Origin of the sequence: Pseudomonas sp. 65/3-MNA-CIBAN-0223 (assembly GCF_040310425.1) — a bacterium.
Lineage (GTDB): Bacteria > Pseudomonadota > Gammaproteobacteria > Pseudomonadales > Pseudomonadaceae > Aquipseudomonas > Aquipseudomonas gregormendelii.
This window is the reverse complement of sequence record NZ_JBEOPV010000001.1, coordinates 1-26,345: the sequence shown is the minus strand read 5'-3', so window position 1 is coordinate 26,345 and position 26,345 is coordinate 1. Positions and strand designations below refer to the sequence as shown.

General features: G+C 61.6%; 23 protein-coding genes and 1 pseudogene. 9 read left to right on the top strand and 15 right to left on the bottom strand.

All coding sequences use genetic code 11. The annotated features are described in order from the left end of the window. Positions 1 to 20 precede the first annotated feature (20 nt). Positions 21 to 1,166, bottom strand: a complete 1,146-nt coding sequence (locus AAEZ09_RS00115; RefSeq protein ID WP_045060463.1) for an HlyD family secretion protein — start codon at positions 1,164 to 1,166, stop codon at positions 21 to 23. Continuing rightward, positions 1,163 to 2,818, bottom strand: coding sequence for an MFS transporter (locus tag AAEZ09_RS00110; protein WP_045060462.1), 1,656 nt, complete (start codon positions 2,816 to 2,818; stop codon positions 1,163 to 1,165). Before AAEZ09_RS00110 ends, AAEZ09_RS00115 begins: the two co-directional genes overlap by 4 nt. A gap of 233 nt (positions 2,819 to 3,051) precedes the next feature. On the opposite strand from AAEZ09_RS00110, the gene AAEZ09_RS00105 reads away from it, so the two are divergent. The 7 genes from AAEZ09_RS00105 to AAEZ09_RS00075 all read left to right on the top strand — a co-directional run bounded on the left by AAEZ09_RS00105 (position 3,052) and on the right by AAEZ09_RS00075 (position 10,208). Then, a complete protein-coding gene (locus tag AAEZ09_RS00105) occupies positions 3,052 to 4,347 on the top strand; it encodes an OprD family porin (protein ID WP_045060461.1) in 1,296 nt (431 codons plus the stop codon). A 148-nt stretch (positions 4,348 to 4,495) separates the two neighbouring features. Continuing rightward, positions 4,496 to 5,314, top strand: coding sequence for an NAD-dependent epimerase/dehydratase family protein (locus AAEZ09_RS00100; RefSeq protein ID WP_350597419.1), 819 nt, complete (start codon positions 4,496 to 4,498; stop codon positions 5,312 to 5,314). Between the two features lie 45 nt (positions 5,315 to 5,359). After that, positions 5,360 to 6,253 (top strand): SMP-30/gluconolactonase/LRE family protein, encoded by an 894-nt coding sequence (locus AAEZ09_RS00095; RefSeq protein ID WP_045060459.1) that lies wholly within the window; start codon positions 5,360 to 5,362, stop codon positions 6,251 to 6,253. 62 nt (positions 6,254 to 6,315) lie between these two features. Beyond that, complete coding sequence (locus AAEZ09_RS00090) at positions 6,316 to 7,287, top strand: TRAP transporter substrate-binding protein (protein WP_350597416.1); 972 nt, start codon at positions 6,316 to 6,318, stop codon at positions 7,285 to 7,287. Between the two features lie 79 nt (positions 7,288 to 7,366). Further along, positions 7,367 to 7,894: a TRAP transporter small permease gene (locus AAEZ09_RS00085; protein WP_045060457.1), complete on the top strand. Its 528-nt coding sequence runs from the start codon at positions 7,367 to 7,369 to the stop codon at positions 7,892 to 7,894. Next, complete coding sequence (locus tag AAEZ09_RS00080; RefSeq protein ID WP_045060456.1) at positions 7,895 to 9,175, top strand: TRAP transporter large permease; 1,281 nt, start codon at positions 7,895 to 7,897, stop codon at positions 9,173 to 9,175. Positions 9,176 to 9,323: 148 nt separating this feature from the next. Next, positions 9,324 to 10,208, top strand: coding sequence for an aldose 1-epimerase (locus AAEZ09_RS00075; RefSeq protein ID WP_350597413.1), 885 nt, complete (start codon positions 9,324 to 9,326; stop codon positions 10,206 to 10,208). On the opposite strand, the gene AAEZ09_RS00070 is transcribed toward AAEZ09_RS00075, so the two are convergent. From AAEZ09_RS00070 to pedF, 12 genes are all read right to left on the bottom strand, one after another. Beyond that, positions 10,193 to 11,857, bottom strand: coding sequence for a PAS domain-containing hybrid sensor histidine kinase/response regulator (locus AAEZ09_RS00070; RefSeq protein ID WP_045060454.1), 1,665 nt, complete (start codon positions 11,855 to 11,857; stop codon positions 10,193 to 10,195). The two genes, AAEZ09_RS00075 and AAEZ09_RS00070, sit on opposite strands and share 16 nt — an antisense overlap. Beyond that, positions 11,841 to 13,004, bottom strand: a complete 1,164-nt coding sequence (gene ercA / locus AAEZ09_RS00065) for an alcohol dehydrogenase-like regulatory protein ErcA (RefSeq protein ID WP_045060453.1) — start codon at positions 13,002 to 13,004, stop codon at positions 11,841 to 11,843. The genes AAEZ09_RS00070 and ercA overlap by 17 nt, the downstream gene beginning before the upstream one ends. Positions 13,005 to 13,217: 213 nt before the next feature. Then, on the bottom strand, positions 13,218 to 14,351 hold the full coding sequence (gene pqqE, locus AAEZ09_RS00060; RefSeq protein WP_350597409.1) for a pyrroloquinoline quinone biosynthesis protein PqqE: 1,134 nt from the start codon (positions 14,349 to 14,351) through the stop codon (positions 13,218 to 13,220). Then, positions 14,348 to 15,100, bottom strand: coding sequence for a pyrroloquinoline-quinone synthase PqqC (gene pqqC, locus AAEZ09_RS00055; protein WP_045060451.1), 753 nt, complete (start codon positions 15,098 to 15,100; stop codon positions 14,348 to 14,350). Before pqqC ends, pqqE begins: the two co-directional genes overlap by 4 nt. Before the next feature lie 55 nt (positions 15,101 to 15,155). Further along, positions 15,156 to 16,070, bottom strand: a complete 915-nt coding sequence (gene pqqB / locus AAEZ09_RS00050) for a pyrroloquinoline quinone biosynthesis protein PqqB (protein ID WP_045060450.1) — start codon at positions 16,068 to 16,070, stop codon at positions 15,156 to 15,158. Positions 16,071 to 16,125: 55 nt separating this feature from the next. Then, on the bottom strand, positions 16,126 to 16,197 hold the full coding sequence (gene pqqA / locus AAEZ09_RS00045; protein WP_081499480.1) for a pyrroloquinoline quinone precursor peptide PqqA: 72 nt from the start codon (positions 16,195 to 16,197) through the stop codon (positions 16,126 to 16,128). Between the two features lie 263 nt (positions 16,198 to 16,460). Continuing rightward, complete coding sequence (gene exaC / locus AAEZ09_RS00040; RefSeq protein WP_045060449.1) at positions 16,461 to 17,981, bottom strand: acetaldehyde dehydrogenase ExaC; 1,521 nt, start codon at positions 17,979 to 17,981, stop codon at positions 16,461 to 16,463. Positions 17,982 to 18,156: 175 nt separating this feature from the next. Beyond that, a complete protein-coding gene (locus tag AAEZ09_RS00035; protein WP_350597406.1) occupies positions 18,157 to 19,932 on the bottom strand; it encodes a PQQ-dependent methanol/ethanol family dehydrogenase in 1,776 nt (591 codons plus the stop codon). A gap of 265 nt (positions 19,933 to 20,197) precedes the next feature. Further along, complete coding sequence (locus tag AAEZ09_RS00030; RefSeq protein WP_350597404.1) at positions 20,198 to 21,136, bottom strand: quinoprotein relay system zinc metallohydrolase 1; 939 nt, start codon at positions 21,134 to 21,136, stop codon at positions 20,198 to 20,200. A 16-nt stretch (positions 21,137 to 21,152) separates the two neighbouring features. After that, positions 21,153 to 21,914, bottom strand: a complete 762-nt coding sequence (locus AAEZ09_RS00025) for a quinoprotein dehydrogenase-associated SoxYZ-like carrier (protein ID WP_045060446.1) — start codon at positions 21,912 to 21,914, stop codon at positions 21,153 to 21,155. After that, positions 21,911 to 22,789, bottom strand: a complete 879-nt coding sequence (locus AAEZ09_RS00020) for a substrate-binding periplasmic protein (protein ID WP_350597401.1) — start codon at positions 22,787 to 22,789, stop codon at positions 21,911 to 21,913. The genes AAEZ09_RS00025 and AAEZ09_RS00020 overlap by 4 nt, the downstream gene beginning before the upstream one ends. Before the next feature lie 3 nt (positions 22,790 to 22,792). Next, the gene (gene pedF, locus AAEZ09_RS00015; RefSeq protein WP_045060444.1) at positions 22,793 to 23,254 is read right to left on the bottom strand and encodes a cytochrome c-550 PedF; all 462 of its coding nucleotides are present in this window, start codon (positions 23,252 to 23,254) and stop codon (positions 22,793 to 22,795) included. Positions 23,255 to 23,508: 254 nt separating this feature from the next. On the opposite strand from pedF, the gene exaA reads away from it, so the two are divergent. Beyond that, positions 23,509 to 25,401 carry a quinoprotein ethanol dehydrogenase gene (gene exaA, locus AAEZ09_RS00010; RefSeq protein ID WP_350597398.1) on the top strand — a complete coding sequence of 631 codons (1,893 nt, stop codon included), beginning with the start codon at positions 23,509 to 23,511 and terminating at the stop codon, positions 25,399 to 25,401. A 143-nt stretch (positions 25,402 to 25,544) separates the two neighbouring features. Beyond that, positions 25,545 to 26,186 carry a pentapeptide repeat-containing protein gene (locus AAEZ09_RS00005; RefSeq protein WP_350597395.1) on the top strand — a complete coding sequence of 214 codons (642 nt, stop codon included), beginning with the start codon at positions 25,545 to 25,547 and terminating at the stop codon, positions 26,184 to 26,186. Positions 26,187 to 26,222: 36 nt separating this feature from the next. Here AAEZ09_RS00005 and AAEZ09_RS29335 read toward each other — a convergent pair. Beyond that, positions 26,223 to 26,345: pseudogene (locus AAEZ09_RS29335) on the bottom strand (IS110 family transposase); the annotation flags it as partial.

The following is a 26,345-nucleotide window of genomic DNA, read 5'->3' as shown; positions in this document are numbered from 1 at the left end:
GCTTGCTCGCCACCGCGATGTTATGGGGCTGCGGGGTCGCCTGAAGCCGCCGTATCAATGCTCACCACCACCGACATCCCCGGCCGCAGCCGCTCGCTCTCGGCCTGATCTTCGTCCACGGTAATCCGCACCGGCACCCGCTGGGCGATCTTGACGAAGTTGCCGGTGGCGTTGTCGGCTTGCAGCAGCGCAAATTCAGAACCGGTACCGGGTGAGATCCGCTGCACCCGGCCCTTGAACTTGCGGTGGTCCAGTGCATCCACCGTGAACGTCACCGGCTGGCCGACCCGCACGTTGTTCATCTGGGTTTCCTTCATGTTGGCAATCACCCACAGCTGATGCGGTACCAGGGCCATCAGCTGCGCGCCGGAGTTGACATAGGCCCCCAGACGTACACCGATCTGCCCCAGCTGGCCGTCCCGGGGCGCAACGATTCGGGTATTGGAAAGGTCGATGCGCGCCAGTTGCACCGCGGCATCCGCGCTCGCCACTGCCGCTTCCAGTGAGCCTCGATTGACGATCACTGACTGCAGATCCTGGCGGGCGATCTCCAGATTGGCCTGGGCCTGGGCGACCGCGGCAATCGACTGCGCGTTCGCCGCCAGGCTCACATCCAGCTCGCGCCTGGACACCGAACCATCGCGAACCAACTCGTTATTACGGCGCAGGTCGGCGGCACTTTTGCGCGCCTGCGCCTGGCTGTCGGCGACTGCTGCCTGGCGCAGCTTGATGGTGGCCTCGGCGCTGTTGCGTTGCTGCACCACGTTGGCCAAGCCGGCTTTTTGCACCGCCAATTGTGCCAGGGCTTGGTCCAGGCGCTGCTGGTAGATCCGGTCATCCAGGCGCACCAGCAAGTCGCCGGTCTTGACGAACTGGAAGTCCGACACCGGCACTTCATAAACGTAGCCGCTGAGCTGCGGACCGATGATGGTCACCTGGCCGCGCACCAATGCATTTTCCGTGGTCTCGATCGCGCTGCTGAACGGTGGCAACTGCCAGGCGTACAACACGATCAGCACACCCACCAGGGCGATCGCCGCAAAGCCCATCGATGAAAGCACTCGAACCCGTAGCGAGCGCGGCTCGGTGGCGGGCGTGGACGGTGGCGCAACGCCCTCGGGGGTGGCGGCAATGGCGTTGGTGGTCGTCGTGGTCGGTTCGGTCATGAAGGTGTGGCACCGCTGGTGGAGTCGGAAGGCGTTGGAGTGACGTTCTTTGTAGTGCTCATCAGCCACAGGGCGCGAATGGAGATCCAGATCATCGTCAGCACGGCGATCACTGCGATGAGCATGAACACGTCGTTATAGGCCAGCACATTGGCCTCGCGCGTAGCGGCCGTCGCCAGGCTGCGTATGCCCTGCAGATTGCGCAAGGCTGGATCGGCGATCACCGAACCCAGGGCATTGCTGCCGCTCTGGACCCGGGCAGCCACCAGCGGATCGGTCAACACCAGGTGTTCGACAATGTTACTGGAGTGAAATTTCTCGCGAACAATCTGAAAAGTGCCCAGCAACGCTGCACCGATCAAGCCGCCGAGGTTCTGGCAGATACCAAACAGCACCGAGAAGCTCACCAGGTTGCGCGGGTTGGTCAATACATTGCGCGTGCCCAGCACCATGGTCGGCCCGAGAAAAAATGTACTGCCGAATGCCAGCAGGAACTGGCTGAAATACAGGTTTTCCGGACGGGTCAGGTTATTCGAATGGCTGTCGATCACCGAACCGACAGCCATCAACGCCAGCGACACGATCAACGGGCTGAACAGGTGCTTGGGGTTGATGGTCAGCGCGCTGGTGACCAGCCCGGCAATGCTGCCGATCATCATCACCACATACAGGCTGTGCAGCTGCTGGGTGCTCATGTTCAGGGCTTGCATGAAGCCGACGGCGCCGGTGGACTGCTCCGAGGCCACCATGCGAATCAGCACCACCGCCAGGGCCAGGCGAATCATCACCCCGCTGCCCAGCCAGCGAGTCATCAGCATCGGGTTGCTGCGGTTATGCTCGATGGCAAGGCCGGTCATGATCAGCGCGATGGAACCCGCCGACGCCACGCCAATCCAGGGTGCTTCCAGCCACCAGTCGATACGCCCCAGCGAGAGCACCGCGCAGAGCAGTGCGACGCCGCTGGCCAGAATGGCGAACGTCAGGAAGTCGAGTTTTTCGAAAGTCTTGAAACGGTCCCCGGGGGGCAGTTTGAGCAGGAACACGCACCCCAGGGACAACAGCGCCATGCCCAGTTCGAACAGGTACAGGCCGCGCCATTCGGCGATCTGCAGCAAGTCTTCGGAAAACAGCCGGGCCAGGGGCAGAGCCAGCTGCGAAGTCCCAAGCCCGAGCACCAGCGCCTTCATGCGCCACTTCGCGGGGAACGCCTGGATCATGTAGTACAGCCCCAACGAACTCAACGCCGCCCCGACCATGCCGTGAGCCGCACGTACTGCAATCGCCGAGTTCAGGTCGTTGACGAACAAGTGGCCGAAGGTCACCAACGCGTAGAGCACCAGGAACACTTCGGTGAACGCGCGCAAGCCGAACTGCTGGCGAAACTTCACCAGCAGCAGGTTCATCGACACATTGGTCATCACGTACGCGGCCGGCAGCCAGGCCATCTCGGCGGTGGTCGCACCCAGCGCGCCCTGCAGATAAGGCAGGTTGGCAATCACCAGGGAGTTTCCCAACCCCCCGGTCAACGCCACCAGCAATCCGACCAGCGCATAGGCCAGGCGTTTGGGCGTGGAGTGCAGCGGCGTGGAAGGCGAACCGGGCAAGCTGGGCCGCTCGTGGGGCTGCCAGTTGCGCGGGGCGTAATGATCCATTCAGTGGCCTTGTGTCGGAGGTCGTGCCAGTTTGCCGTAAAACCTTGTTAGCCAACACCCATATCCTGTTGGTCTATCGCCCTCCCGGCCCTCAAAGGTCACGGCGCCCTCAAGCATGAAGTCATCGTATAACTTCCGATTGACAACCCGCTGACACCTCGCAAATAATCACCCCCATGTTGTACGACGACGTATAACAACCATAAAAACAAAAATACAAAGGGAGCGTCACTGTGAGTCAACTCGTCCGCCATTCCTTCGCCTGCACCCCTCGCCCGACTTTTGCCCGCCGTCATACCCTCAGCCTGCTCAGCCTCGGCGGGATCGTTCTGGCCCTGCCCCTCGCCAGCCAGGCAGAAGGGTTTGTCGATGACAGCAAGGCGACGCTGAACCTGCGCAATGCGTACTTCAACCGCAACTACACCAACCCGGCCTATCCCCAGGGCAAGGCTGAGGAGTGGACGCAGAGCTTCATCCTCGACGCCAAGTCCGGATTTACCCAAGGCCCGGTCGGCTTTGGTGTGGATGTGCTCGGCATGTACTCGCAAAAGCTCGACGGAGGCAAAGGCACGGGTGGTACACAGTTGCTGCCGATTCACGATGACGGGCGCCCTGCCGACAATTTCGGGCGCATGGGCGTAGCGGTCAAGGGCAAGATTTCCAAGACCGAACTCAAGGTCGGCGAATGGATGCCGGTATTGCCCGTGCTGCGCTCGGACGATGGGCGCTCACTGCCGCAGACCTTCCGCGGTGGCCAGGTCACCTCCACCGAGATCAGCGGTTTGACGCTCTACGGCGGCCAGTTCCGCCAGAACAGCCCGCGCAACGATGCAAGCATGGAAGACATGTCCATGAATGGCCGCGCGGCGTTCACCTCGGACCGCTTCAACTTCGCAGGGGGTGAATACACCTTCAACGACAAGCGCACCCTGGTCGGCGTCTGGTATTCGGAACTCAGCGACATCTACCAGCAGCAGTACTTCAACCTCAGTCACAGCCAGCCGTTGGGCGACTGGACCCTGGGTGCCAACCTCGGCTTTTTCAACGGCAAGGAAGATGGCAGCGCCCTGGCCGGCGACATGGAAAACAAGACCACCTTTGCAATGCTCTCGGCCAAATATGGCGGCAACACCTTTTACGTCGGCCTGCAAAAGCTGACGGGCGACAGCGCCTGGATGCGTGTCAACGGCACCAGCGGCGGCACCCTGGCCAACGACAGCTACAACTCCAGCTATGACAACGCCAAGGAAAAATCCTGGCAGCTGCGTCATGACTACAACTTCGTCGCCCTGGGCATTCCTGGCCTGACCATGATGAACCGCTACATCAGCGGCGATAACGTGCACACCGGTGCCATCACCGACGGCAAGGAATGGGGCCGCGAGTCGGAACTGGCCTACACCGTGCAAAGCGGCGCGCTGAAAAATCTCAACGTGAAGTGGCGCAATGCGTCGATCCGCAAGGATTTCAGCACCAACGAATTTGACGAAAACCGGATTTTCATCAGCTACCCGCTTTCGTTGTTGTAATCCGCCCAGCAGCGAAGTGGTTTGAATACCTTGCATCGACTTTCAACCTAAGTCGCGTTGACAAGAGCGGAAAACTCTACGGATACTTCTCTGCGTCGTACGACAACCTACAACAAATTAAATAATAACTGCTTGTCCAGGGACTCTCATGACTACTCACCCTACAGCTCCATTCAATCGCCTGCTGCTCACCGGCGCTGCGGGCGGCCTTGGCAAAGTGCTGCGCGAAAGCATGCGACCCTATGCCCATGTCATTCGTCTTTCGGATATCGCCGATATCAGCCCGGCGGTGGATGATCGCGAGGAGGTCGTCATCTGTGACCTCGCGGACAAGCAGGCCGTGGATAAGCTCGTCGAAGGCGTGGACGCCATCCTGCACTTCGGCGGGGTGTCGGTGGAGCGTCCGTTCGAAGAGATCCTCGGCGCCAATATCTGCGGCGTGTTTCACATCTACGAAGCGGCGCGCAAGCATGGCGTCAAGCGCGTGATTTTCGCCAGTTCCAACCACGTCATCGGCTTCTACCAGCAGGGCGAGATCCTCGATGCCCACTCCCCGCGCCGTCCGGACAGCTACTACGGCCTGTCCAAATCCTATGGCGAGGACATGGCGACGTTCTACTTCGATCGCTACGGCATCGAGACCGTCAGCATCCGGATCGGCTCTTCGTTCCCGGTCCCGCAAAACCGCCGGATGATGAGCACCTGGCTGAGCTTCGGTGACCTGACCCAGCTGCTCGAACGCGCACTCCATGCACCCAACGTGGGCCATACCGTGGTGTACGGCATGTCCGACAACAAGCAAGTCTGGTGGGACAACCGCTTGGCTGCGGGCCTTGGTTATGTGGCGCAAGACAGCTCCGAAGTGTTCCGCGACCAGGTCGAGGCCCAACCGATGCCTGCTGCCGATGATCCGGCGCGGGTCTACCAGGGTGGGGCATTCTGTGCCGCCGGCCCGTTCGGCGACTGAGCCGCGCAACAGTCCCCACAAAAATAACCAAGGGAATGAGTGGCCATGCACGCAGAACTGATTGTCGATGCCCGCAATGCGGTTGGAGAAAGCCCGGTATGGGTCGCCGTGGAAAATGCCCTGTACTGGGTGGATATTCCCAACGGCGGCCTGCAACGCTGGAACGCTGATACTGGCCACGTACACGCCTGGAAAACCCCGCAGATGCTGGCTTGCATCGCTCGTCAAAGCGATGGCAGCTGGGTCGCCGGGATGGAAAGCGGGTTCTTCCGGCTGCAACCGCACAGCGATGGCAGCCTGGACAGTGAGCTGCTGGCGCATGTCGACCACGCGCGAGCAGACATGCGCCTCAACGACGGGCGCTGTGATCGTCAGGGCCGCTTCTGGGCGGGCAGCATGGTGCTGAACATGGGCGCCAATGCCGCCAACGGCAGCCTTTACCGCTACAGCGCCGGGCAGGCGGGGCCACTTGAAGCCAGGCTGGGAGGTTTCATCGTGCCCAATGGCCTGGGCTTCAGCCCGGATGGCCGCACCCTGTATCTCTCCGATTCACACCCACTGGTCCGGCAGATCTGGGCCTTCGACTATGACATCGACACGGGTACCCCAACCAACCGCCGACTGTTCGTCGACATGAACCAGTACGAAGGTCGTCCCGACGGTGCCGCGGTGGACGCCGAGGGTTGCTACTGGATCTGCGCCAATGACGCCGGGCTGATTCATCGCTTTACCCCCGATGGCCGCCTCGACCGATCGCTGGCGGTACCTGTGAAAAAACCGACGATGTGCGCCTTCGGTGGCAGTCGGCTCGACACGCTATTCGTGACGTCGATCCGCCCCGGTGACGACCAGGATCCACAGTCACTGGCCGGTGGCGTGTTCGCCCTCAACCCTGGCGTCCAGGGTTTGCCGGAACCGCTGTTCAATCACTCGCTGTAAACGCCCTTGCTGAATTTGCTGTGCCTTGAATAAAAAAAACAACAAGACTGGAGAATTGCCCCATGGACTTCAAACGCACCTTGCTCGCCGCTGCACTCCCCCTGGCCTTCACCCTCAGCAGTGCCGCCCAGGCACTGGAAATCAAATTCGCCGACATCCATCCGGCCGGTTACCCCACCGTCGTGGCCGAAGAGCAGCTGGGTAAAACCCTGGTGGCCGACAGTGACGGCAAGCTGACTTTCAAGATGTTTGCCGGCGGCGTACTCGGCTCGGAAAAGGAAGTGGTCGAACAGGCCCAGGTAGGCGCCATCCAGATGGCCCGAGTCAGCCTTGGCATCGTCGGTCCCGTGGTACCGGACGTGAACGTGTTCAACATGCCGTTCGTGTTCCGCGACCAGGCGCACATGCGCAAGGTCATCGACGGTGAGGTGGGCGACGAAATCCTCGCCAAGATCACCGATTCCGAATTCGGCCTGGTCGCCCTGGCCTGGATGGACGGCGGCACGCGCAACATCTACACCAAAAAACCGGTGCGCAGCCTTGAAGACCTCAAGGGCATGAAGATCCGCGTACAAGGCAACCCGATGTTCATCGAAACCATCAACGCCATGGGCGGCAACGGCATTGCGATGGACACCGGGGAGATCTTCAGCGCCCTGCAGACCGGGGTGATCGACGGCGCGGAAAACAACCCGCCCACCCTGCTCGAACACAACCACTACCAGAATGCCAAGTTCTACAGCCTCACCGGCCACCTGATCCTGCCGGAACCCATCGTGATGTCGAAAATCACCTGGGAAAAGCTCACCCCCGACCAGCAAGTCCTGGTGAAGAAAACCGCCAAGGCCGCGCAGGCCCAAGAGCGCACCCTATGGGACGCGAAGTCCGCCAGCAGTGAGGAAAAACTCAAGGCGGCCGGCGTCGAGTTCATCACCGTCGACAAAAAACCTTTCTACGAGGCCACCGCGTCGATCCGCGAAAAATACGGCGCGCCTTATGCCGATCTGATCAAGCGTATCGAAGCGGTCCAATAACCCCTCCCAGGCACTCATGAAAGGCCGGCGCCGCTGACGTCTGTGTAGCCCAGCGCGCGCCCGGTTACGGTGAAACCCGATGAAGAATCTACTGCTGCGCATCAATGACAAGATTTACATGACCTGCATCTGGGTCGCCGGGCTGTCGGTGCTGGCCATTGCCCTGATCATTCCCTGGGGCGTTTTCGCTCGTTATGTCCTCGGCACCGGCTCCAGTTGGCCGGAGCCCACCGCCATTTTGCTGATGATGGTCTTCACATTCATCGGCGCGGCGGCCAGTTATCGCGCCGGTGCGCACATGGCGGTGGCCATGGTGACCGACCGGATGACGCCCGAAGTACGCAGAGTCGTGGGGATCTTCTCGCAACTGCTGATGGCCACGGTCTGCCTGTTCATGACTGTCTGGGGTACCAAACTGTGCATGTCCACCTGGAACCAGTTCATGAGCGCGCTGCCGACGCTGCGCGTGGGCATTACCTATATGCCGATCCCCGTGGGCGGTCTGCTCACGCTGATTTTTGTCCTGGAAAAACTCCTGCTCGGTGATCAGAGCAACCGTCGGGTCGTGCGTTTCGACCTGGTTGAAGAAAGCGAAGGTGCCGTATAAATGGACGCTCTGATTCTGCTGGGCAGTTTTCTCGCTCTGATCATGATCGGCATGCCGGTCGCCTATGCCTTGGGGCTCTCTGCGCTGATCGGCGCATGGTGGATCGACATTCCGTTTCAGGCGCTGATGATTCAAGTCGCCGGTGGTGTGAACAAATTCTCCCTGCTGGCGATTCCGTTCTTCGTGCTCGCGGGCGCGATCATGGCCGAGGGTGGCATGTCCCGCCGGTTGGTCGCCTTTGCCGGGGTGCTGGTGGGCTTCGTGCGCGGCGGCCTGTCGCTGGTCAACATCATGGCCTCGACATTCTTCGGGGCGATTTCCGGCTCCTCGGTGGCGGATACCGCGTCAGTGGGTTCGGTACTGATTCCGGAAATGGAGCGCAAGGGTTATCCACGGGAATTCGCCACGGCCGTGACCATCAGCGGGTCGGTCCAGGCCCTGTTGACGCCTCCCAGCCACAACTCGGTGATTTACTCACTGGCTGCCGGCGGCACGGTGTCGATTGCTTCGCTGTTCATGGCGGGTATCGTACCGGGGCTGTTGATGAGCGCCTGCCTGATGGTGCTCTGCCTGATCTTCGCGAAAAAACGCAACTACCCCAAGGGCGAGGTCATTCCCCTCAAGCAGGCGCTGAAAATATGCGGCGAAGCGATGTGGGGTTTGATGGCGATGGTCATCATCCTCGGCGGCATTCTGTCCGGTATTTTCACCGCCACGGAGTCTGCGGCCATCGCCGTGCTCTGGGCGTTTTTCGTGACCATGTTCATCTATCGCGACTACAAATGGAGTGAGCTGCCGAAACTGATGCACCGCACGGTCCGGACCATTTCCATCGTGATGATCCTGATCGGTTTCGCCGCCAGCTTCGGCTATATCATGACGCTGATGCAGATTCCGGCAAAGATCACCACCATGTTCCTGACCCTGTCAGACAACCGCTACGTGATCCTGATGTGCATCAACGTCATGCTGCTGATTCTCGGCGCGGTGATGGACATGGCGCCCTTGATCCTGATCCTGACACCCATCCTGCTGCCGGTGATTCTTGGCATAGGCGTCGACCCGGTGCACTTCGGCATGATCATGCTGGTGAACCTGGGCATAGGATTGATCACGCCGCCCGTAGGCGCGGTACTGTTTGTGGGGTCTGCCGTGGGTAAAGTCACTATCGAAAAAACCGTGATCGCACTGCTGCCTTTTTATGCCGTGCTGTTCCTGGTGCTGATCGCGGTGACTTACGTTCCTGCACTGTCGCTGTGGTTGCCGCATCTGGTGTTGTAAAAGGCCAATGCAGCTACTGCAGGAGCTGCCGTAGGAGCTGCCGAGTGCAACGAGGCTGCGATCTTTTGATCTTGTTTTTTACAGCCAAGATCGCAGCCTTCGGCAGCTCCTACGGGGATCTCGGTGTTTTTCAGATAGGTTAACGGCTATGGCGCCAACACTGCTCGAACTCGAAGACGAACTCACCCACCTGACCCTCGCCCCCGCACTCGGCGGCAGCATCGTCAACTGGACCGTACGCAGTACCGGCCAGCCATTGCTGCGGTACAACGATGCGCAGGCATTGAACACAGGCCTGCCGGGCAAGCTCGGCTGCTTCCCGCTGGTGCCCTGGTCCAACCGGATCGCCGAAGGCGGTTTCGACTGCCCCGATGGCTGGCTTGCCCTGGCGCCCAACAGCCTCACCGACCCGCTACCCATCCACGGCAGTGCCTGGCAACAGCCGTGGCATGTCGTTTCCCACACGCAGGATGAAGTGGTGCTGCAACTGGACTGCAGCATCCCCTTCGCCTATCGCGCCTGGCAACGCTTTCACTTGAGCGAGGGCCGCTTGAGTATCGAAGTGCAGGTTACGCATCTGGCCGAGCATGCCGCGTGGCATGGGCTGGGTCTGCATCCCTATCTGCCGCGCACCGCCGGCACCCGTCTGCAGGCAACTGCCCGACAGGTCTGGATGTGCGACGCGTCCAGACTGCCTACCCGACTTGATTCGATCCCCGACCGATGGGATTTTCAGCAACTGCAAGCGCTGCCGGACACCCTGGTCGACAACGGTTTCTGCCAATGGGACGGCCACTGCCTGATCCAGCAACCGGACCTGGGCTACGAACTGCAGTGCGAGGCCAGCGGCAGCGATTACTACCTGCTGTATTGCCCGGTTGACTTGGGATTCTTCTGTATCGAACCGGTAAGCCATCCGGTCAATGCCCATCACCTGCCCGGGCGGCCGGGCTTGCGCCTGCTGGCACAAGGTCAGTCTGCCGAGCTGGGTTTCAGCCTGCAATATCGCGCGCTGCCCTACCCCAGCAACTGACTGAGCACCGCGCGCAACTTGCCAGGCTTCACCGGTTTGTTCAGCAGCGGTGCATCCAGGCGCCGCAATGAGCGACGGCATTGATCGGTGCGATCGGCGGTGATGATGACAGCAGGAATTGCCTGGGCAAAATGCTCGCGCAAGTGCCTGACCACTTCACAGCCCACCACCCCGTGGTCCAGGTGATAGTCGGCCAGGATCAGCTCCGGCGCCCGCCCGGCCAGTGCGCTCAACGCCGAGGCCTGGTCGGTGGCCGTCACCACCTCGCAGCCCCACTGCCCAAGCAGCGCCCGCATGCTGTCAAGGATGCTGACTTCATTGTCCAGCACCAGCAAACGACGCCCCGGCAACGGATTACCGGTGCCCGGCTGCGGCGCCGCGAGGCTGATCGGCAGCGGCACTTCCCGGGACATGGGCACCTCGATGCTGAATCTGGAACCACGCCCCGGCAGCGAATGAACCTGCACGCGGTACTCGAGAATCTTGGCGATGCGCTCGACAATCGCCAGCCCCAACCCGACGCCCTTGCGATCGGCAGCACGGCCGACATCCAGCTGGTTGAACTCGAGGAAAATCGAATCCAGGCGGTCCGGGTCAATCCCGCGCCCGGTGTCCCACACCTCCAGGCGCAGCATCTCGCCCCGGCGTCGGGCCGCCAGCAGGATGCTGCCCTGGTCGGTATAGCGGCAGGCATTGCTGAGAAAATTGCGCAGGATGCGCGTCATCAGGCGTAAGTCGGTGCTGATCGCGTAGTCGCCCATGTGCACGCGCAGGTGCAGGCCGTCGGCCTCGGCGACGGACTGGAACTCGGATACCAGGGGCCCAAGCAACTCGTCGAGGCGATACAGCGCGATGTCCGGTTTGACGGCGGCCTGGTCGAGCCGTGAAATGTCCAGCAGGTCCGTGAGCAGGTCTTCGGCGCCTTCCAGTGCCTGATGGGTACGCTCCACCAGGACCTGCTCGATGTCGGGCAACTTGCGCTCGCGCAAGGTCGAGATAAGCAGGCGCGCGGCGTTGAGCGGCTGCAGCAGGTCATGGCTGGCGGCGGCGAGGTACTTGTCCTTGCTGCGATTGGCGGCCTCGGCGGCGTCCCGGGCCTCGAGCAGTTCGTCGGTGCGCGCGTTGACCCGCTGCTCCAGTTCGTCGTTGAGCTGTTGCAGGCGCTCCTGGGCCAGTTTGCGCTCGGTGATGTCGGTCACAAAACCTTCCACCAGGCCTTCCTGATCAGGCTTGAGCAACAGGTTCATCAACACATCGAGGCTGCTGCCGTCCTTGCGCCGCAATTGGGTTTCGTAGCCGTGCAAGCTGCCCTGGTGCCTGAGGATCTCGCCGATATTGGCCAGCTCCTGCGCACCGCCGACGAACAGGTTGCTCGCCAGGTCCGCCAGGGAAAACAACACGTCCTGCGGGTCCTGGTAGCCGAGCATCCGCGCCAGCGCCGGATTGGCCGCACGCATGCCTTCGAGCAGGCTGGCCTGGAAGATCCCCTGCACGGCATTTTCAAAGAGCCATTTGTAGCGATTGCGTTCGGCTTCCAGCTCTTCCAGGCGCGCGGCCAGCTCCGGGTAGTGGCTTTTGCGCGCCGAGTGGCTGCCTAATCCCAGCAGCCCGGCGAGCGCCCGTTGCTGCTCGTCAGAGGGCTTCGCCATAGACGACCTCGACATCACGCTGACTGGACTCGCGAGGGTTGGTGAGGATGCACGGGTCGTCCATGGCGTGCTGCGAGAGAAACGGAATGTCCGCGGTGCGCACGCCGTGCAGGCCGAGGGTTTCATGGAAGCCGATCGCGTGTTTGAGCGCGATCAGATGTTCCACCAGGCGCCCGCAGATCTGCCGGTGATTGAGGCCACGGCAGTCGATGCCAAAGGTCTCGGCGATGACCTTGAAACGCTCCGGCGCCGAGTTGTAGTTGAACGCCACCACGTGTTCCACCAGTACCGCATTGCACAGGCCATGGGGCAAGTCGAGGAAACCGCCAAGGCTGTGGGACATCGCATGCACCGCACCGAGGATCGCGTTGGAAAACGCCAGCCCGGCCTGCATGCTGCCGAGCATGATTTTCTCGCGCAGGGCAATGTCCGTGGGGTTGGCGATCATCTGTACCAGGTTGCCGTTGATCAGGCGCATGGCTTCCAGCGCATGGGGATCGGTCAAGGGCCCGTGACCGGTCGACACGAAAGCCTCAATCGCGTGCACCAAGGCATCGATTCCGGTACAGGCCGACAGGAACGGGTCCATGCTCAAGGTGGTTTCCGGGTCGATCAGCGACACGTCCGGCACCACCGCCTTGCTGACGATGGAGAACTTCATGCGCTCCTGCTGGTTGGAGATGATCACGAATTGCGAAACATCCGCCGAGGTGCCGGCGGTCGTGGGGATCAGGATCAGCGGCGGGCTCGGCACGCGAATGGTGTCCACCCCTTCGAACTCGAGGATGTTGCGGCCATGGGCGACGACGATGCCGATGCCCTTGCCGCAATCCATCGGGCTGCCGCCGCCCACGGCGACGATCACATCGCAGTGGTTTTCCCGGTACAGCTCGGCACCGAGCATGACTTCTTCGACCCGGGGATTGGGCGACACGTCGCTGTAGAGAAAGTAGTCGATGCCCTGGGCCTGCAGGCTGGCCTCGACATCGGCCACCCACCCGGCGGCAATCACCCCGGGGTCACTGACCACCAGGACCTTGCGCGCACCAAAAGTCTTGGCATAGTTGCCGACGTTATGCCGGCAACCGGCACCGAAGATGATTTCAGGTGAAACGAATTTACGCAGCTGGCTGAGACTTTGGCTCATTGGAAAGCCTGTGTTTTTATTGTTTTGGAAGGTAAAGCCACACTACCCCATCCGGCGGTGAATGCAATCAGACCAATGGGTACCTAAAGGCTGAAATGACAACAGATTCCTCGTGGGAGCCGGCTTGCCGGCGATGAGGCCCTGAAGCCTTGCGTAGATTGTGCGCACGCCATCGTCGGCAAGCCGGCTCCTACGGGGGCGTGTGCATGGTTGTTATCCGCGGTAGATCAGGCGCGAGGCTTTTTCGTTGCGCAACGTCAGGTGCTCCATGCCCAGCCCGGGCGCATCGGCCTCGTCCCGGGCCTTGAGGATGACGCCGTGGTGCGCCGACTTGCTGCACACCGGGTCGGCATTCTCGGCATCGCCGGTCAGCATGAACGCCTGGCACCGACACCCCCCCAGGTCCTTGTGCTTTTCATCGCAGGAGCGGCAAGGCTCCTTCATCCAGTCGTCGCCACGAAAACGGTTGAAGCCGAACGAGTCGGTCCAGATGTGCTCGATGCTGTGCTCGCGCACATTGGGGAAGGCTACCGGGAGCTGCCTGGCGCTGTGGCATGGCAGTGCGGTGCCGTCCGGAGTGATGTCGAGAAACAGGTTGGCCCAGCCGTTCATGCAGGTCTTGGGGCGTTCTTCATAGTAATCCGGGGTGACGAAGATCAGCTTGCAGGGATGCCCTTCGGCCTCGAGACGCTCGCGGTACTGATTGGTAATGCGCTCGGCGCGCTGCAACTGCTCACGGGTGGGCAACAGGCCGACCCGGTTGAGCTCGGCCCAGCCGTAGAACTGGCAGGTCGCCAACTCGACGAAATCCGCTTCCAGCTCCAGGCACAGCTCGATGATGCGGTCGATCTGGTCGATGTTGTGCCGATGGGTGACAAAATTCAGCACCATCGGATAACCCTGGGCCTTCACCGCCCGGGCCATGACCAGCTTCTGCGCGAAGGCCTTGCGGGAGCCGGCGAGCATGTTGTTGACCGCCTCGTCGGCCGCTTGAAAACTGATCTGGATGTGGTCCAGCCCGGCAACCTTGAAGTCGCGCACCTTCTGCTCGGTCAGGCCGATGCCCGAGGTGATCAGGTTGGTGTAATAACCCATGTCCCGCGCGGCCTTGATCAACTCGGCCAGGTCTTGCCTCACCAGCGGCTCGCCTCCGGAAAAGCCGAGCTGCGCCGCGCCCATCTCCCGCGCTTCGCGAAATACGCGAATCCATTCCTCGGTGCTCAGCTCCGCCCCCTGCTGGGCAAAATCCAGCGGATTGGAGCAATAGGGGCACTGCAGCGGACAACGATAGGTCAGCTCCGCCAGCAGCCACAGCGGTGGACCGGGTTGCGGTTTGCTCCCGTTCACAGGTCAATCCCCCGATGCCAGACGTTCTGCGTGGTCACGCTATGGTAAGGCGGGCGCTGCAGTTCATAGGCCATGCTCATGGCGTCGAGCATGCTCCACAATACATCAAGCTTGAATTGCAGGATTTCCAGCATGCGTTGCTGGCCCTCCAGGGTGACGTAGTGCGCCAGGGTAATGCGCAGGCCGTGCTCGACATCCCGACGCGCCTGGCCCAGGCGGGTGCGAAAGTAGTCGTAGCCGGCGCTGTCGATCCATGGGTAATGGCTCGGCCAGGCCTCGAGACGTGATTGGTGGATCTGCGGCGCGAACAGCTCGGTCAGGGAGCTGCTGGCTGCTTCCTGCCAGCAGGCACGCCGGGCAAAATTGACGTAGGCGTCCACGGCAAAACGTACGCCGGGCAGCACCAGTTTCTGGGAGAGAATCTGTTCGCGATCGAGCCCTACGGCTTCACCCAGACGCAGCCAGGCTTCGATGCCGCCTTCGCTGCCAGGCACGCCGTCGTGGTCGAGGATGCGTTGCAGCCATTCACGCCGCACTTCGCGATCGGGGCAGTTGGCGAGGATCGCAGCGTCTTTCAGGGGGATGTTCACCTGATAGTAGAACCGATTGGCGACCCAGCCCTGGATCTGTTCGCGGGTAGCTCGACCGGCATACATGGCTTGGTGGAAGGGGTGGTGGATGTGGTAATAGGCGCCTTTGGCTTGCAGGGCGGCGGTGAATTCGGTGGGGGTCATCGGGGTGTCGGTCATTGGGATCATCCTGGAAGCTGTGTGGTATCTGGCTTGCCCGCGATGGGGCCATTGGCTACAGCACAATGTCCATGCCATCAAAAGCCACCTCAATCCCCCGCCGCTCCAGCAACGCCCGTTCCGCCGAGTCCTCATCGAGGATCGGGTTGGTGTTGTTGATATGGATCAGCACCTTGCGCTGGCGGGGAAAGCCTTCCAGCACTTCCAGCATGCCGCCAGGCCCGCTCTGGGCCAGGTGGCCCATGTCGCTGCCCAGGCTCTGGCCGACCTCACACACGCGCATTTCGTCGTCGCGCCACAACGTGCCATCGAGCAACAGGCAATCGGCGCGTTGCATCCAGCCCAGCACCTCAGCGTCGACCTGCCCGAGCCCCGGAGCGTAGAACAGCGACGCGCCGCTTTGCAGGTCTTCGATAAACAGGCCGATGGTGTCGCCGGGCTGCGGATTGCCGCGGTTGGGCGAGTACGGTGGTGCGTTACTGACCAGCGGGATCGCCCGCAGCCGCAGGTGTTTGCAGGCCGGGATCTGAAAGGGTTCGCGGTCCAGGCCGAGCGTTCGCCACTGCAGGCCGCCGTTCCAGTGCTTGAGCATGCCGAACAGCGGGAAGCCGCTGCTGAGGTCTTCGTGGACCCGGCCGGTGCAATACACGGAATGCGGGCAGCCTTCGCGCAGGCTCAACAGGCCGGTGCAGTGGTCGATCTGGCTGTCCATCAGCACCACGGCGGTAATCGCCGTGTCGCGCAATTGTCGAGCCGGTTGCAGCGGCGCGAAGCTTTCCAGCTGCGCGCGGATATCCGGTGAAGCATTGCACAGCACCCAGTCCACCCCGTTGTCGCTCAGGGCAATCGAGGACTGCGTTCGCCGCTGCGCCCGCAGGGTGCCGTTGCGCACTCCGGCGCATTGCCGGCAGTTGCAGTTCCACTGCGGAAAACCGCCACCAGCAGCCGAACCAAGAACACGGATGTGCATGAGCAATGCTCCAGAAGGCAGGCCCGGCCAACACGACGGCTGGCCGGGTGAACAATCAACGGTTGGCGAAATACATCGTCACTTCGAAGCCAATGCGCAGATCGGTAAACGCGGGTTTATGCCACATGGGTCAATCCTCTTCTTGTGCCGGGCAATTCCGGTAAAGCCATTAATGCACGGGGCGGGAGGTGACCGAATGCTACTTTCGAAGGAGTTGGCGGGGTGCGTTGGTAGGGGGTGTTGCGCGGCGGTTCGATTGCAAAAACCTGTAGGAGCGAGCTTGCTCGCGATTGACGCAAGAACAACGCTGGGTATCAGGTTCCCAGCGTTATCGTTGGCGACCATCGCGAGCACGCTCGCTCCTACAGGTGGGCGCGGTGTTTTTGGGGGTTAGAAGAACCCCAGCGGATTGATGTCGTAGCTCACCAGCAGGTTCTTGGTCTGCTGGTAGTGGTCGAGCATCATCTTGTGATTTTCGCGGCCCACCCCGGACTTCTTGTAACCGCCGAACGCGGCATGCGCCGGGTACAGGTGGTAGCAGTTGGTCCACACACGGCCGGCCTTGATCGCCCGGCCCATGCGGTAGGCACGGTTGATGTCGCGGGTCCACAGGCCGGCACCGAGGCCGAATTCGCTGTCGTTGGCGATCGCCAGCGCTTCGGCTTCGTCCTTGAAGGTGGTGATACCCACCACCGGACCGAAGATTTCTTCCTGGAACACCCGCATCTTGTTGTGGCCCTTGAGCAGGGTCGGCTGGATGTAGTAACCCGTCGACAGGTCGCCTTCAAGGCGCTCGGCGGCGCCGCCGGTGAGCAGCTCCGCGCCCTCCTCCTGGGCAATTTTGAGGTACGAGAGAATCTTGTCGTACTGCTGCTCGGACGCCTGGGCGCCGACCATGGTCTCGGTGTCCAGCGGATTGCCGCGCTTGATCTTGACGATCTTCTTCATCACCTCGGCCATGAACGGCTCGTAGATCGATTCCTGGACCAGCGCCCGGGATGGGCAGGTGCAGACTTCGCCCTGGTTGAAGAACGCCAGCACCAGGCCTTCGGCGGCTTTTTCGATGAACTGCGGCTCCGCGTTCATGATGTCTTCGAAGAAGATGTTCGGCGACTTGCCGCCCAGTTCCACGGTGCTTGGAATGATGTTCTCGGCGGCGCAGTGCATGATGTGTGCGCCCACCGGAGTGGACCCGGTAAACGCGATCTTGGCGATGCGCTTGCTGGTGGCCAGGGCCTCACCGGCTTCGCGGCCGAAACCCTGGACGATGTTCAGCACACCCGCTGGCAGCAGATCGGCGATCAGTTCGGCGAACACCATGATCGACAGTGGCGTTTGCTCGGCCGGCTTGAGCACCACGCAGTTGCCGGCAGCCAGGGCCGGGGCGAGTTTCCAGGCGGCCATCAGCAATGGAAAATTCCACGGGATGATCTGTCCGACCACGCCCAAAGGCTCGTGGAAATGATAAGCGGTGGTCAGTTCGTTGATCTCGGCGGCGCCGCCTTCCTGCGCACGGATGCACCCGGCGAAATAGCGAAAGTGGTCGGCGGCCAGCGGTACGTCGGCATTGAGGGTTTCACGCACGGCCTTGCCGTTGTCCCAGGTTTCGGTAACGGCGAGGATTTCCAGATTCTGCTCGATGCGGTCGGCGATTTTCAGCAGGACCAGCGAACGGTCCTGCGCCGAGGTCTTGCCCCAGGCATCCGCCGCAGCGTGGGCCGCGTCGAGGGCCTTGTCGATATCGGCGGCGCTGGAGCGCGGAAATTCGGCGATCACTTCACCGGTGACCGGCGAGGTGTTGGTGAAGTACTCGCCATTGACCGGGGCAACGAACTCGCCGCCAATGAAATTGCCGTAGCGCGGCTTGAAGGAAACGACGGCGCCGGGTGTTCCGGGTTGTGCGTAGATCATGGTGGGCCTCTGTCTGGGTCGATGCCTGTCGGGCAAACAGGCGATGAACCGATAGTAGAGAGCCCCAGGTGCCAGACGAATGCGCCGTTGGCAGGGGGGCTCTCGTTATTTGGTAGTAGGTTTGCCCACAAATCCCAATGGGGTGGAAATCTCTGTGGGCTGTGGTGAACCTGGATTAGTGCTTAGCCACCAGGTCCTTCGGCAATTTGAAGGTCCAGAGCATGCCGCCCTGGTTAAAGTCCTTGATGCGCTTGGCCACTTCGCCGCCCCACAACGGCACCGCGCCACCCCAGCCGGACAGCACCGAGACGTACTGCTCGCCGTCCATTTCCCAGGTCACAGGTGAGCCGAGCACACCGGAGCCGGTTTGGAATTCCCAGACCTTCTCGCCGGTCCTGGCATTGAATGCCTGCAGGAACCCCTCCGGCGTGCCGGTGAATACCAGATTGCCTTTGGTGGTCAGCACCCCGCCCCACAGTGGCGCGAAGTTCTTGTGACGCCAGACTTCCTTGCCGGTTTTCGGGTCGATGGCGCGCAGCACGCCGATGTAGTCTTCGTTCAGTGGCTTGATGGTGAAACCGGCACCGAGGAAGGCCGCGCCTTTTTTGTAGGCGATGCCTTCGTTCCAGATGTCCATGCCCCACTCGTTGGACGGCACGTAGAACAGGCCGGTGTCCTTGCTGTAGGCCATCGGCATCCAGTTTTTCGCGCCGAGGAACGCCGGGGCGACGAACACCGAACTGCCTTTGGTTTCGGTGCCCGGTGCACCCGGTCGGCTGGCTTCGTTGTAGATCGGCCGACCGTCCTTATCCAGCCCGGTGGCCCAGGTGATCTTGTCCACGAACGGGAAACCGCGGATGAATTTGCCGTTGGTGCGGTCCAGCACGTAGAAGAAACCGTTGCGGTCAGCGGTGGCGGCAGCCTTGATTTCCTTGCCGCCCTCGGTGTAATTGAACGAGATCAGCTCGTTCACGCCATCGTAGTCCCAGCCATCGTGGGGCGTGCTCTGGAAATGCCATTTGATGGTGCCGTCGTCCGGGTTGAGCGCCAGGCGCGAGGACGAGTACAGGTTGTCGCCAGGACGCAGGTGCGAGTTCCACGGTGCCGGGTTACCTGTACCGAACAGCAGCAGGTTGGTTTCCGGGTCGTAGTAGCCACCCAGCCACGGCGCTGCGCCACCGGTCTTCCACAGGTCGCCCGGCCAGGTTTTGCCCGCCTCGCCGCCGGAAATGCCGTTTTCTACGGCCTTGCCATCCTTGTAGACGTAACCCATATGACCTTCGACCGTAGGGCGAGTCCACAGCAGATCACCGTTCTTCGGGTCGTAGGCTTCGATCTTGCCAACCACGCCGAATTCGCCACCGGCCACTCCGGTGATCAGTTTGCCGTTGATGACCATGGGCGCGGCGCTGATCGAGTAGCCTTCCTTGTGATCGGCGACCTTCTTGCTCCAGACCACTTTGCCGGTGTCTTTGTTCAGCGCCACCAGCTTGGCGTCCAGGGTGCCAAAGAACACCAGGTCGCCATACAGCGCGACGCCGCGGTTGATCACGTCGCAGCAGGGCCGGATATCGTCGGGCAGGCGTGCGTCGTACTGCCAGAGTTTCTTGCCGGTGCGCGCATCCACCGCGAACACCCGCGAGTAGGAACCGGTCATGTACATCACGCCGTCCTTGATCATCGGCTGCGCTTGCTGGCCACGCTGTTTCTCGCCACCGAAGGAGAAGGCCCACACTGGCCGCAAATCCTTGATGTTGTCGACGTTGAGCGTATCGAGCGGGCTGTAGCGTTGACCCTGCACGCCCAGACCGTTGGTGACGATCTGCCCCGGGTTCGTGGGGTCCTGGAGAATCTCCTGGTCGGTGACTGCCGCCAGCGCCTGGCCGGACAGCAGCATGGCGCTGAGCAACAGGCTCAAGACGAAGGGTTGGCGACGTGCGGGTTGGGTCATGACGGCTGCCTCTGCGGTTTTTTGTTATACCCGGGAAAATTTCCCGGTCTGGTGCAGATTCTTGGTCGCCGGGGCCCTGGCAACAATTGCCCGCAGTGTGGAGATTTGTAGTTCCTTAGTACGGGGTCGTAGCGCGTAACCCGTGTGGGAGCGAGCCTGCTCGCGATGGACGGGAGAACGCCGCTGGGTGTCAGGTTCCAGGGTTATCGTTGGCGATCATCGCGAGCAGGCTCGCTGCCACAGAAGGTCAGGTGGTGAGTGGTATTCAGTTGTCGGGGGTGGAATCCACTCGGGTCATTTGGGCGCGCTCGTAGCGGGGAAACAGATGACTGACGCTGCGAATCAGCTCATATCGACTCAGGTTGATTGTGGCGAATCGCTCGGGAATGGGGCTGCGGATCATCTCCGCCATGTCGCTGCCATTGGCCGCGCCGTCGCGCATCAGCTGGTCGAGCCACCCCAGGTAGTCGCGCATCTGTTCGAAGGGCCTGGCGTCAGTTGCCAGCGGGCCATGGCCGGGCACGATCAGCGTCCAGGGCAGGCCTTCAAGCGTGGCGATGTCGGCCAGCCACACCGCCAGCCCAGGGCTGTTGGGCGTGGTCAGTGCCCGTTGATAAAACACCAGGTCCCCGGCAAACAACACGCCGGTTTTCTGGTCGAGAATAGCCAGATCCGCGCCGGTGTGCCCACCCAGGCTCAGCACGCGTAAATCGTGATTCCCAAAACTGTGCACACCCGGCTCCAGTGTCCGGGTTGGCAATATGACTTCGGTGCCACGCATCCAGTCGCCCACCAGCCGGTACATATTCTCGGCCATGGCATCACCCTGCTGACGCAACAACTGCGTAGTCCCCGCCAGCGCGGCAATCGGCACGTCGGTAAAGGCCTGGTTGCCGAGCACATGGTCGGGATGGTGATGAGTCAACAGCACCTCGATCACCGGCTTGTCGGTCGTCGCCGCAATCGCCTGGCGCATCGCTTCGCCATAACGCTTCGAGGGCCCGGTATCGATCACCACCACGCCGCGCTCGGTGACAATGAAGGCGGTGTTGACGATGTTGCCGCCGTTGCCCTTGGCGAAATTGTCGGTGCTGCCTTCCAGCAACCAGGTGTCCTGGGCAATGAGCCTGGGCTTGAGCGAGTACTCGAGGTCGGCCAGGGCCTGCAGGCTCATGCCGATCAACAACAACAGCATCCAGCGCATCAGGCGCTCCTTGGGGTCAGGGAATGGCCGCATCGAACTCATTGCCGCTGTTGTCGCGCAGTAACAGGCGCGTCTGCCCTGCTCCTTCGATATCGAACGTCAGGTTGGGGTTTTCGCTGACGGCGGGAAACAGCTCAAGGCGCGCCAGGACCTGATCATTACCATCACGCAATTCGGCATGATTGATGAAGAATTCCGGGATGCCACTGACCATGCCGTTGTCCATCGGATGCGCGACCTGCAGGCGCAGGCGACTGAATTCGCCCCGCGGGTATCGACCGCCCAGCACTTCGCCGATGTGCTCCTCCCACCCCGGCTGGGTGCGCACAACGCTGGGTGCGGTGCAGCCGCCACCCGCCGCGTCGATCAGCGTCGAACCGACATGCCACAGGCCGTCGCGGGTCAACACGGCGGCGCGCAACGGGGTCGCCTGTTCGATGCGGATACGGATCGACAGCCAGGGCAAGACCCCGCTCACCGGCTGGAAATCGACGATCTTCGGCAACGGATTCAACTCGGCCCAGGCGAGGATTTTCACCACTTCGCCCTTGAACGCCCGGGCGTCGATCTCCAGCGGTACCTGCCGGGCATCTTCGGCGAATGGCGGGGCCAGCAGTTTTACCCGGTCATCGAACACGAACGGCGCGTCACCGAGCATTTGCGTGTGATAAAAAGCCCACATCACCGACGGCACCGGGTCTTTGCCGGGGTCGATGGCCGCTGCATGGGCAGCGATGGGCAGCCAGCAGGCCAGCAGGCAGCTCGCTTGCCAGTTCACTGCTGATACAGCTCGGGCACGTCATAGCGCAGGCCGTACCTGGCATACAGCGCCTTGACCGAACCATCGCGAATCATCCCTTCCAGCGCCTCCTCGACCGCGTACGCCAGCTGTCGATTGCTTTCGTGCACAGCCATGCCGATCTCCCAGAGTTGCTTGCCCATATTCGGGTAGGCGTTTTCCGCCAGCGCAACCTGGGGGTCGGCCGCTTCGTGCACTTGCCAGTCGATCTCGCCGCGCATCGCCATCACCGCATCGACTTCACCCGCCTTCATCGCGGCGAATGCCTGGTGCACGCCGGGATAATGGTGGGTCTTGCCGGCGAGCATGCCGTTGAACACCGAGGTCAGGTAGAACGACGGAACGCTGTCCACCTCGACGCCGATCGGATGATGCTCGAACACTGCCACGCTGGCGACCTTGTCCAGGCGGCGACGGTCGTACGCGACCTGCCACTGTTCGTTCTGATAGGGCCCGAACATCACCACGTGGCTGTTCTCCAGTTCGCCCAGCTCGTTGCGCTTGCGCGCGTAGTCCTGGTCGTAGGGTACGCGCATCATCAGGTCAGCCAATTGCAGGTCGTGCAATTGGCTGGGACGCCAGATGTAGTCGCGCAGGTCGTCGTCGAGTTTTTCTCCCGCCGGCGCCCACATCAGGGTCAGGCGCACACCGAGTGCCTTGGCCAGTGCTGCGGCCAAGTCCACATCGACGCCCCGGGGCTGACCGGCGTCTTCGAAACTGTAAGGGGCGAAGTCCTTGTAGACCGCCACTTTCAGCTCTCCGGCGGCGATCATTTCGTCATAGGTCCGCACCTGCGCCTGTACCACCTGGCAGCACAGCAACAACGCACTGATCAACAGCGTGAACAGGCGCATGCCTTACTCCTCGACGTGGACCGTGTCCAGGTAAGTGCGCACCGCCCACAAGGCTTCCTGGCTCAGGTAATCGGCCATCTTGGGCATGTAAACGCGGCCGTCGCGTACGGCGCCATGGCGCACTCGCTCGACGAACCATTCATCACCGGCGTCACCGACATCGAGCATGCGCAGATCCGGGGCAATACCTCCGGACTTGGCTTCCAGGCCATGACAGGCCGCACAATTCTGGTTGTAGGCCGAAGAGCCGATTTCCACCGCCTTGTCGTGCTGCGGCGAGGTTCGATAAGGGTTCACTGCGGCCCAGCCATCGGCATCGAGCGGCACGCCAGCGTCCTTGATCGGGGTCAGCCCCGGGGTTTCGACGGCTTGGGGGACGACGTTGCCATGAGCCCAGGCGGAACCGGTACTGATAAAACCGGCCAGCAGTCCGGCAACAAGCAAGGCGTTGCGTTTTGTTGTCATTGTTATGCCCTCAGGATTGCACGCAAAACCTCTTTAAAGAGGCTATGGCAACCATCTTAGGAAGCACCTGGCGCCAGCCCCATGCTGCTTTAGTGGCCGCCTTCTAGTCCCTTGGTAGTAGGGCTTGTGGCGCACACCCAAATCAGGTGCCCCTTGGGAAGTTTTCCCGGCCACAGCGGGATATTTTCCGTATCCGCCAACCCACCGGGCGCACCACCCTGTGCAGGCCAAAACCTCCACTGGGAACTGCAACCATGACAATAAGATCGCTACCCGCCCTTTCCCCCTTGACCCTTGCCGTACAGGCCTTCGTGCTGGTGAGCAGCCTGTCGCTCGGCACTGCCAGCCATGCCGCCACTGCAGCCGCGGCCCCTACCCGCAACGTTTCGTGGGAGGACATTGCCAATGATCACCTGACCACCAAGGACGTGCTGCAGTACGGCATGGGCACCAACGCCCAGCGCTGGAGCCCGCTGGCCCAGGTCAACGACAAAAACGTGTTCAAGCTGACGCCGGCCTGGTCCTATTCGTTCGGGGACGAGAAGCAGCGCGGCCAGGAATCCCAGGCCATCGTCAGTGACGGCGTGGTTTACGTCACCGGGTCTTATTCGCGGGTCTTCGCGCTGGACGCCAAGACCGGCAAACGCCTTTGGACCTACAACCATCGTCTGCCGGACAACATTCGTCCGTGCTGTGACGTGGTCAACCGCGGTGCCGCAATCTTCGGCGACAAGATCTACTTTGGCACCCTGGATGCGCGCCTGATCGCCCTGGACAAGAACACCGGCAAAGTGGTCTGGAACAAGAAGTTCGGTGACCATGCCGCCGGCTACACCATGACCGGCGCACCGGTGCTGATCAAGGACAAGACCAGCGGCAAGGTGCTGCTGATCCATGGCAGCTCCGGCGATGAGTTCGGCGTGGTCGGGCAACTGTTTGCCCGCGATCCGGACACCGGAGAGGAAGTCTGGATGCGGCCTTTCGTCGAAGGTCACGTGGGCCGCCTGAACGGCAAGGACAGCACCCCCACCGGCGACGTCAAGGCGCCGTCCTGGCCGAATGACCCAACCACCGAAACCGGCAAGGTCGAGGCCTGGAGCCATGGGGGCGGCGCACCGTGGCAGAGTGCGAGCTTCGATCCGGAAACCAACACCATCATCGTCGGCGCCGGTAACCCCGGCCCGTGGAATACCTGGGCGCGCACGCCCAAGGATGGCAATCCCCACGATTACGACAGCCTCTACACCTCGGGCCAGGTCGGCGTCGATCCAAGCACCGGCGAAGTGAAATGGTTCTACCAGCACACCCCGAACGACGCCTGGGATTTCTCCGGCAACAACGAGCTGGTGCTGTTCGACTACAAGGACAAAGACGGCAAGACGGTCAAGGCCACCGGCCACGCTGACCGCAACGGGTTCTTCTATGTGGTCGATCGCAACAACGGCAAATTGCAGAACGCCTTCCCCTTCGTCGATAACATCACCTGGGCCAGTCACATCGACCTCAAGACCGGGCGGCCGGTGGAAAACGAAGGCCAGCGTCCAGCCAAGCCACTACCGGGCGAGACCAAGGGCAAGCCGGTGGAGGTTTCGCCGCCGTTCCTCGGAGGCAAGAACTGGAACCCCATGGCTTACAGCCAGGACACCGGGCTGTTCTATATCCCCGGCAACCATTGGAAGGAGGAGTACTGGACCGAGGAGGTCAGCTACAAGAAAGGCTCGGCTTATCTGGGCATGGGTTTCCGTATCAAGCGCATGTACGACGATCACGTCGGCAGCCTGCGCGCGATGAACCCGACCACCGGCAAGGTGGTGTGGGAACACAAGGAGGCCTTGCCGTTGTGGGCCGGTGTGCTGGCGACCAAGGGCAACCTGGTGTTTACCGGTACCGGTGATGGTTTCTTCAAGGCCTTCGATGCGAAAACCGGCAAGGAGCTGTGGAAGTTCCAGACCGGCAGCGGCATCGTCTCGCCGCCAATCACCTGGGAGCAGGATGGCGAGCAGTACATCGGCGTGACCGTTGGCTATGGCGGCGCGGTGCCGTTGTGGGGCGGCGACATGGCCGAGCTGACCAAACCAGTGGCTCAGGGCGGGTCGTTCTGGGTATTCAAGATTCCGAGCTGGGATAGCCAGGTAGTCCAAAAGTAGAACACGAACCCCTTCCCTGTAGGAGCGAGCTTGCTCGCGATGAACCCGAAACCAACACGGGGCACCAGACACCCTGCGTCATCGTTCACGACCATCGCGAGCAAGCTCGCTCCTACAGACCTCCCTCAGCCAGAGATCTCTTCATGAAATATCTGCCTCTAGTACTGCTACTGAGCGTTACGACGGTCCACGCCGCCGCCGACGCCCCGCTCATCATCAACGGCTGCACCATCGCCGATCACAGCCAGTGCCCCGGTGCCGACCTCAAGGGCGCGAACCTGAGTAACCAGGACCTGCGCAACATGAATCTCAGCGGCGCCGACTTGCGCGGGGCCGACCTGCGCCATGCGCGCCTGGACCTGGCAAATCTGGAAAAAGCCCGGCTGCAAGGCGCCAACCTGACCCGCGCCAGCCTGCAACAGAGCAACCTGCGCCTGGCGAATCTCACCGGGGCAAAACTGCTGGCGATCCAGGGCTGGGGCATGTTTGCCCAGGGCGCACAATTCCAGGATGCCGACCTCAGTGGTGCCTACCTGCAATTCGCCCGGCTTTCCGGGGCCAGGATGCACAGTGCCAACTTGCGTGCGGCAGATCTGGAGATGACCTGGCTGAGCAAGGCGGACCTCAAGGGCGCGAATCTCGCAGACGCGAATCTGCAGGAATCCAAGTTTGGTGAAAGTAATCTTGAGCAGGCGAACCTGAGTGGGTCGCGCCAGCATTATGCGAATTTTCAAGATGCCAATATGGAGGGGTGTTCGGGGTGTCCAACAACGTGGAATAAATGAGCCGACCACATCCTCCTGTAGATACTCTGTTACCGGTCAAGCTTTCAGCAGGTGTTTTTCGCTGAAAAGCTTGGCCGTATCAAAATCTTCTCCTGCGCGTATGCACGCCCACAAGCCTGTCAGGTATTTGCGCATAACCGCGCAGATGGCCTGCATTTT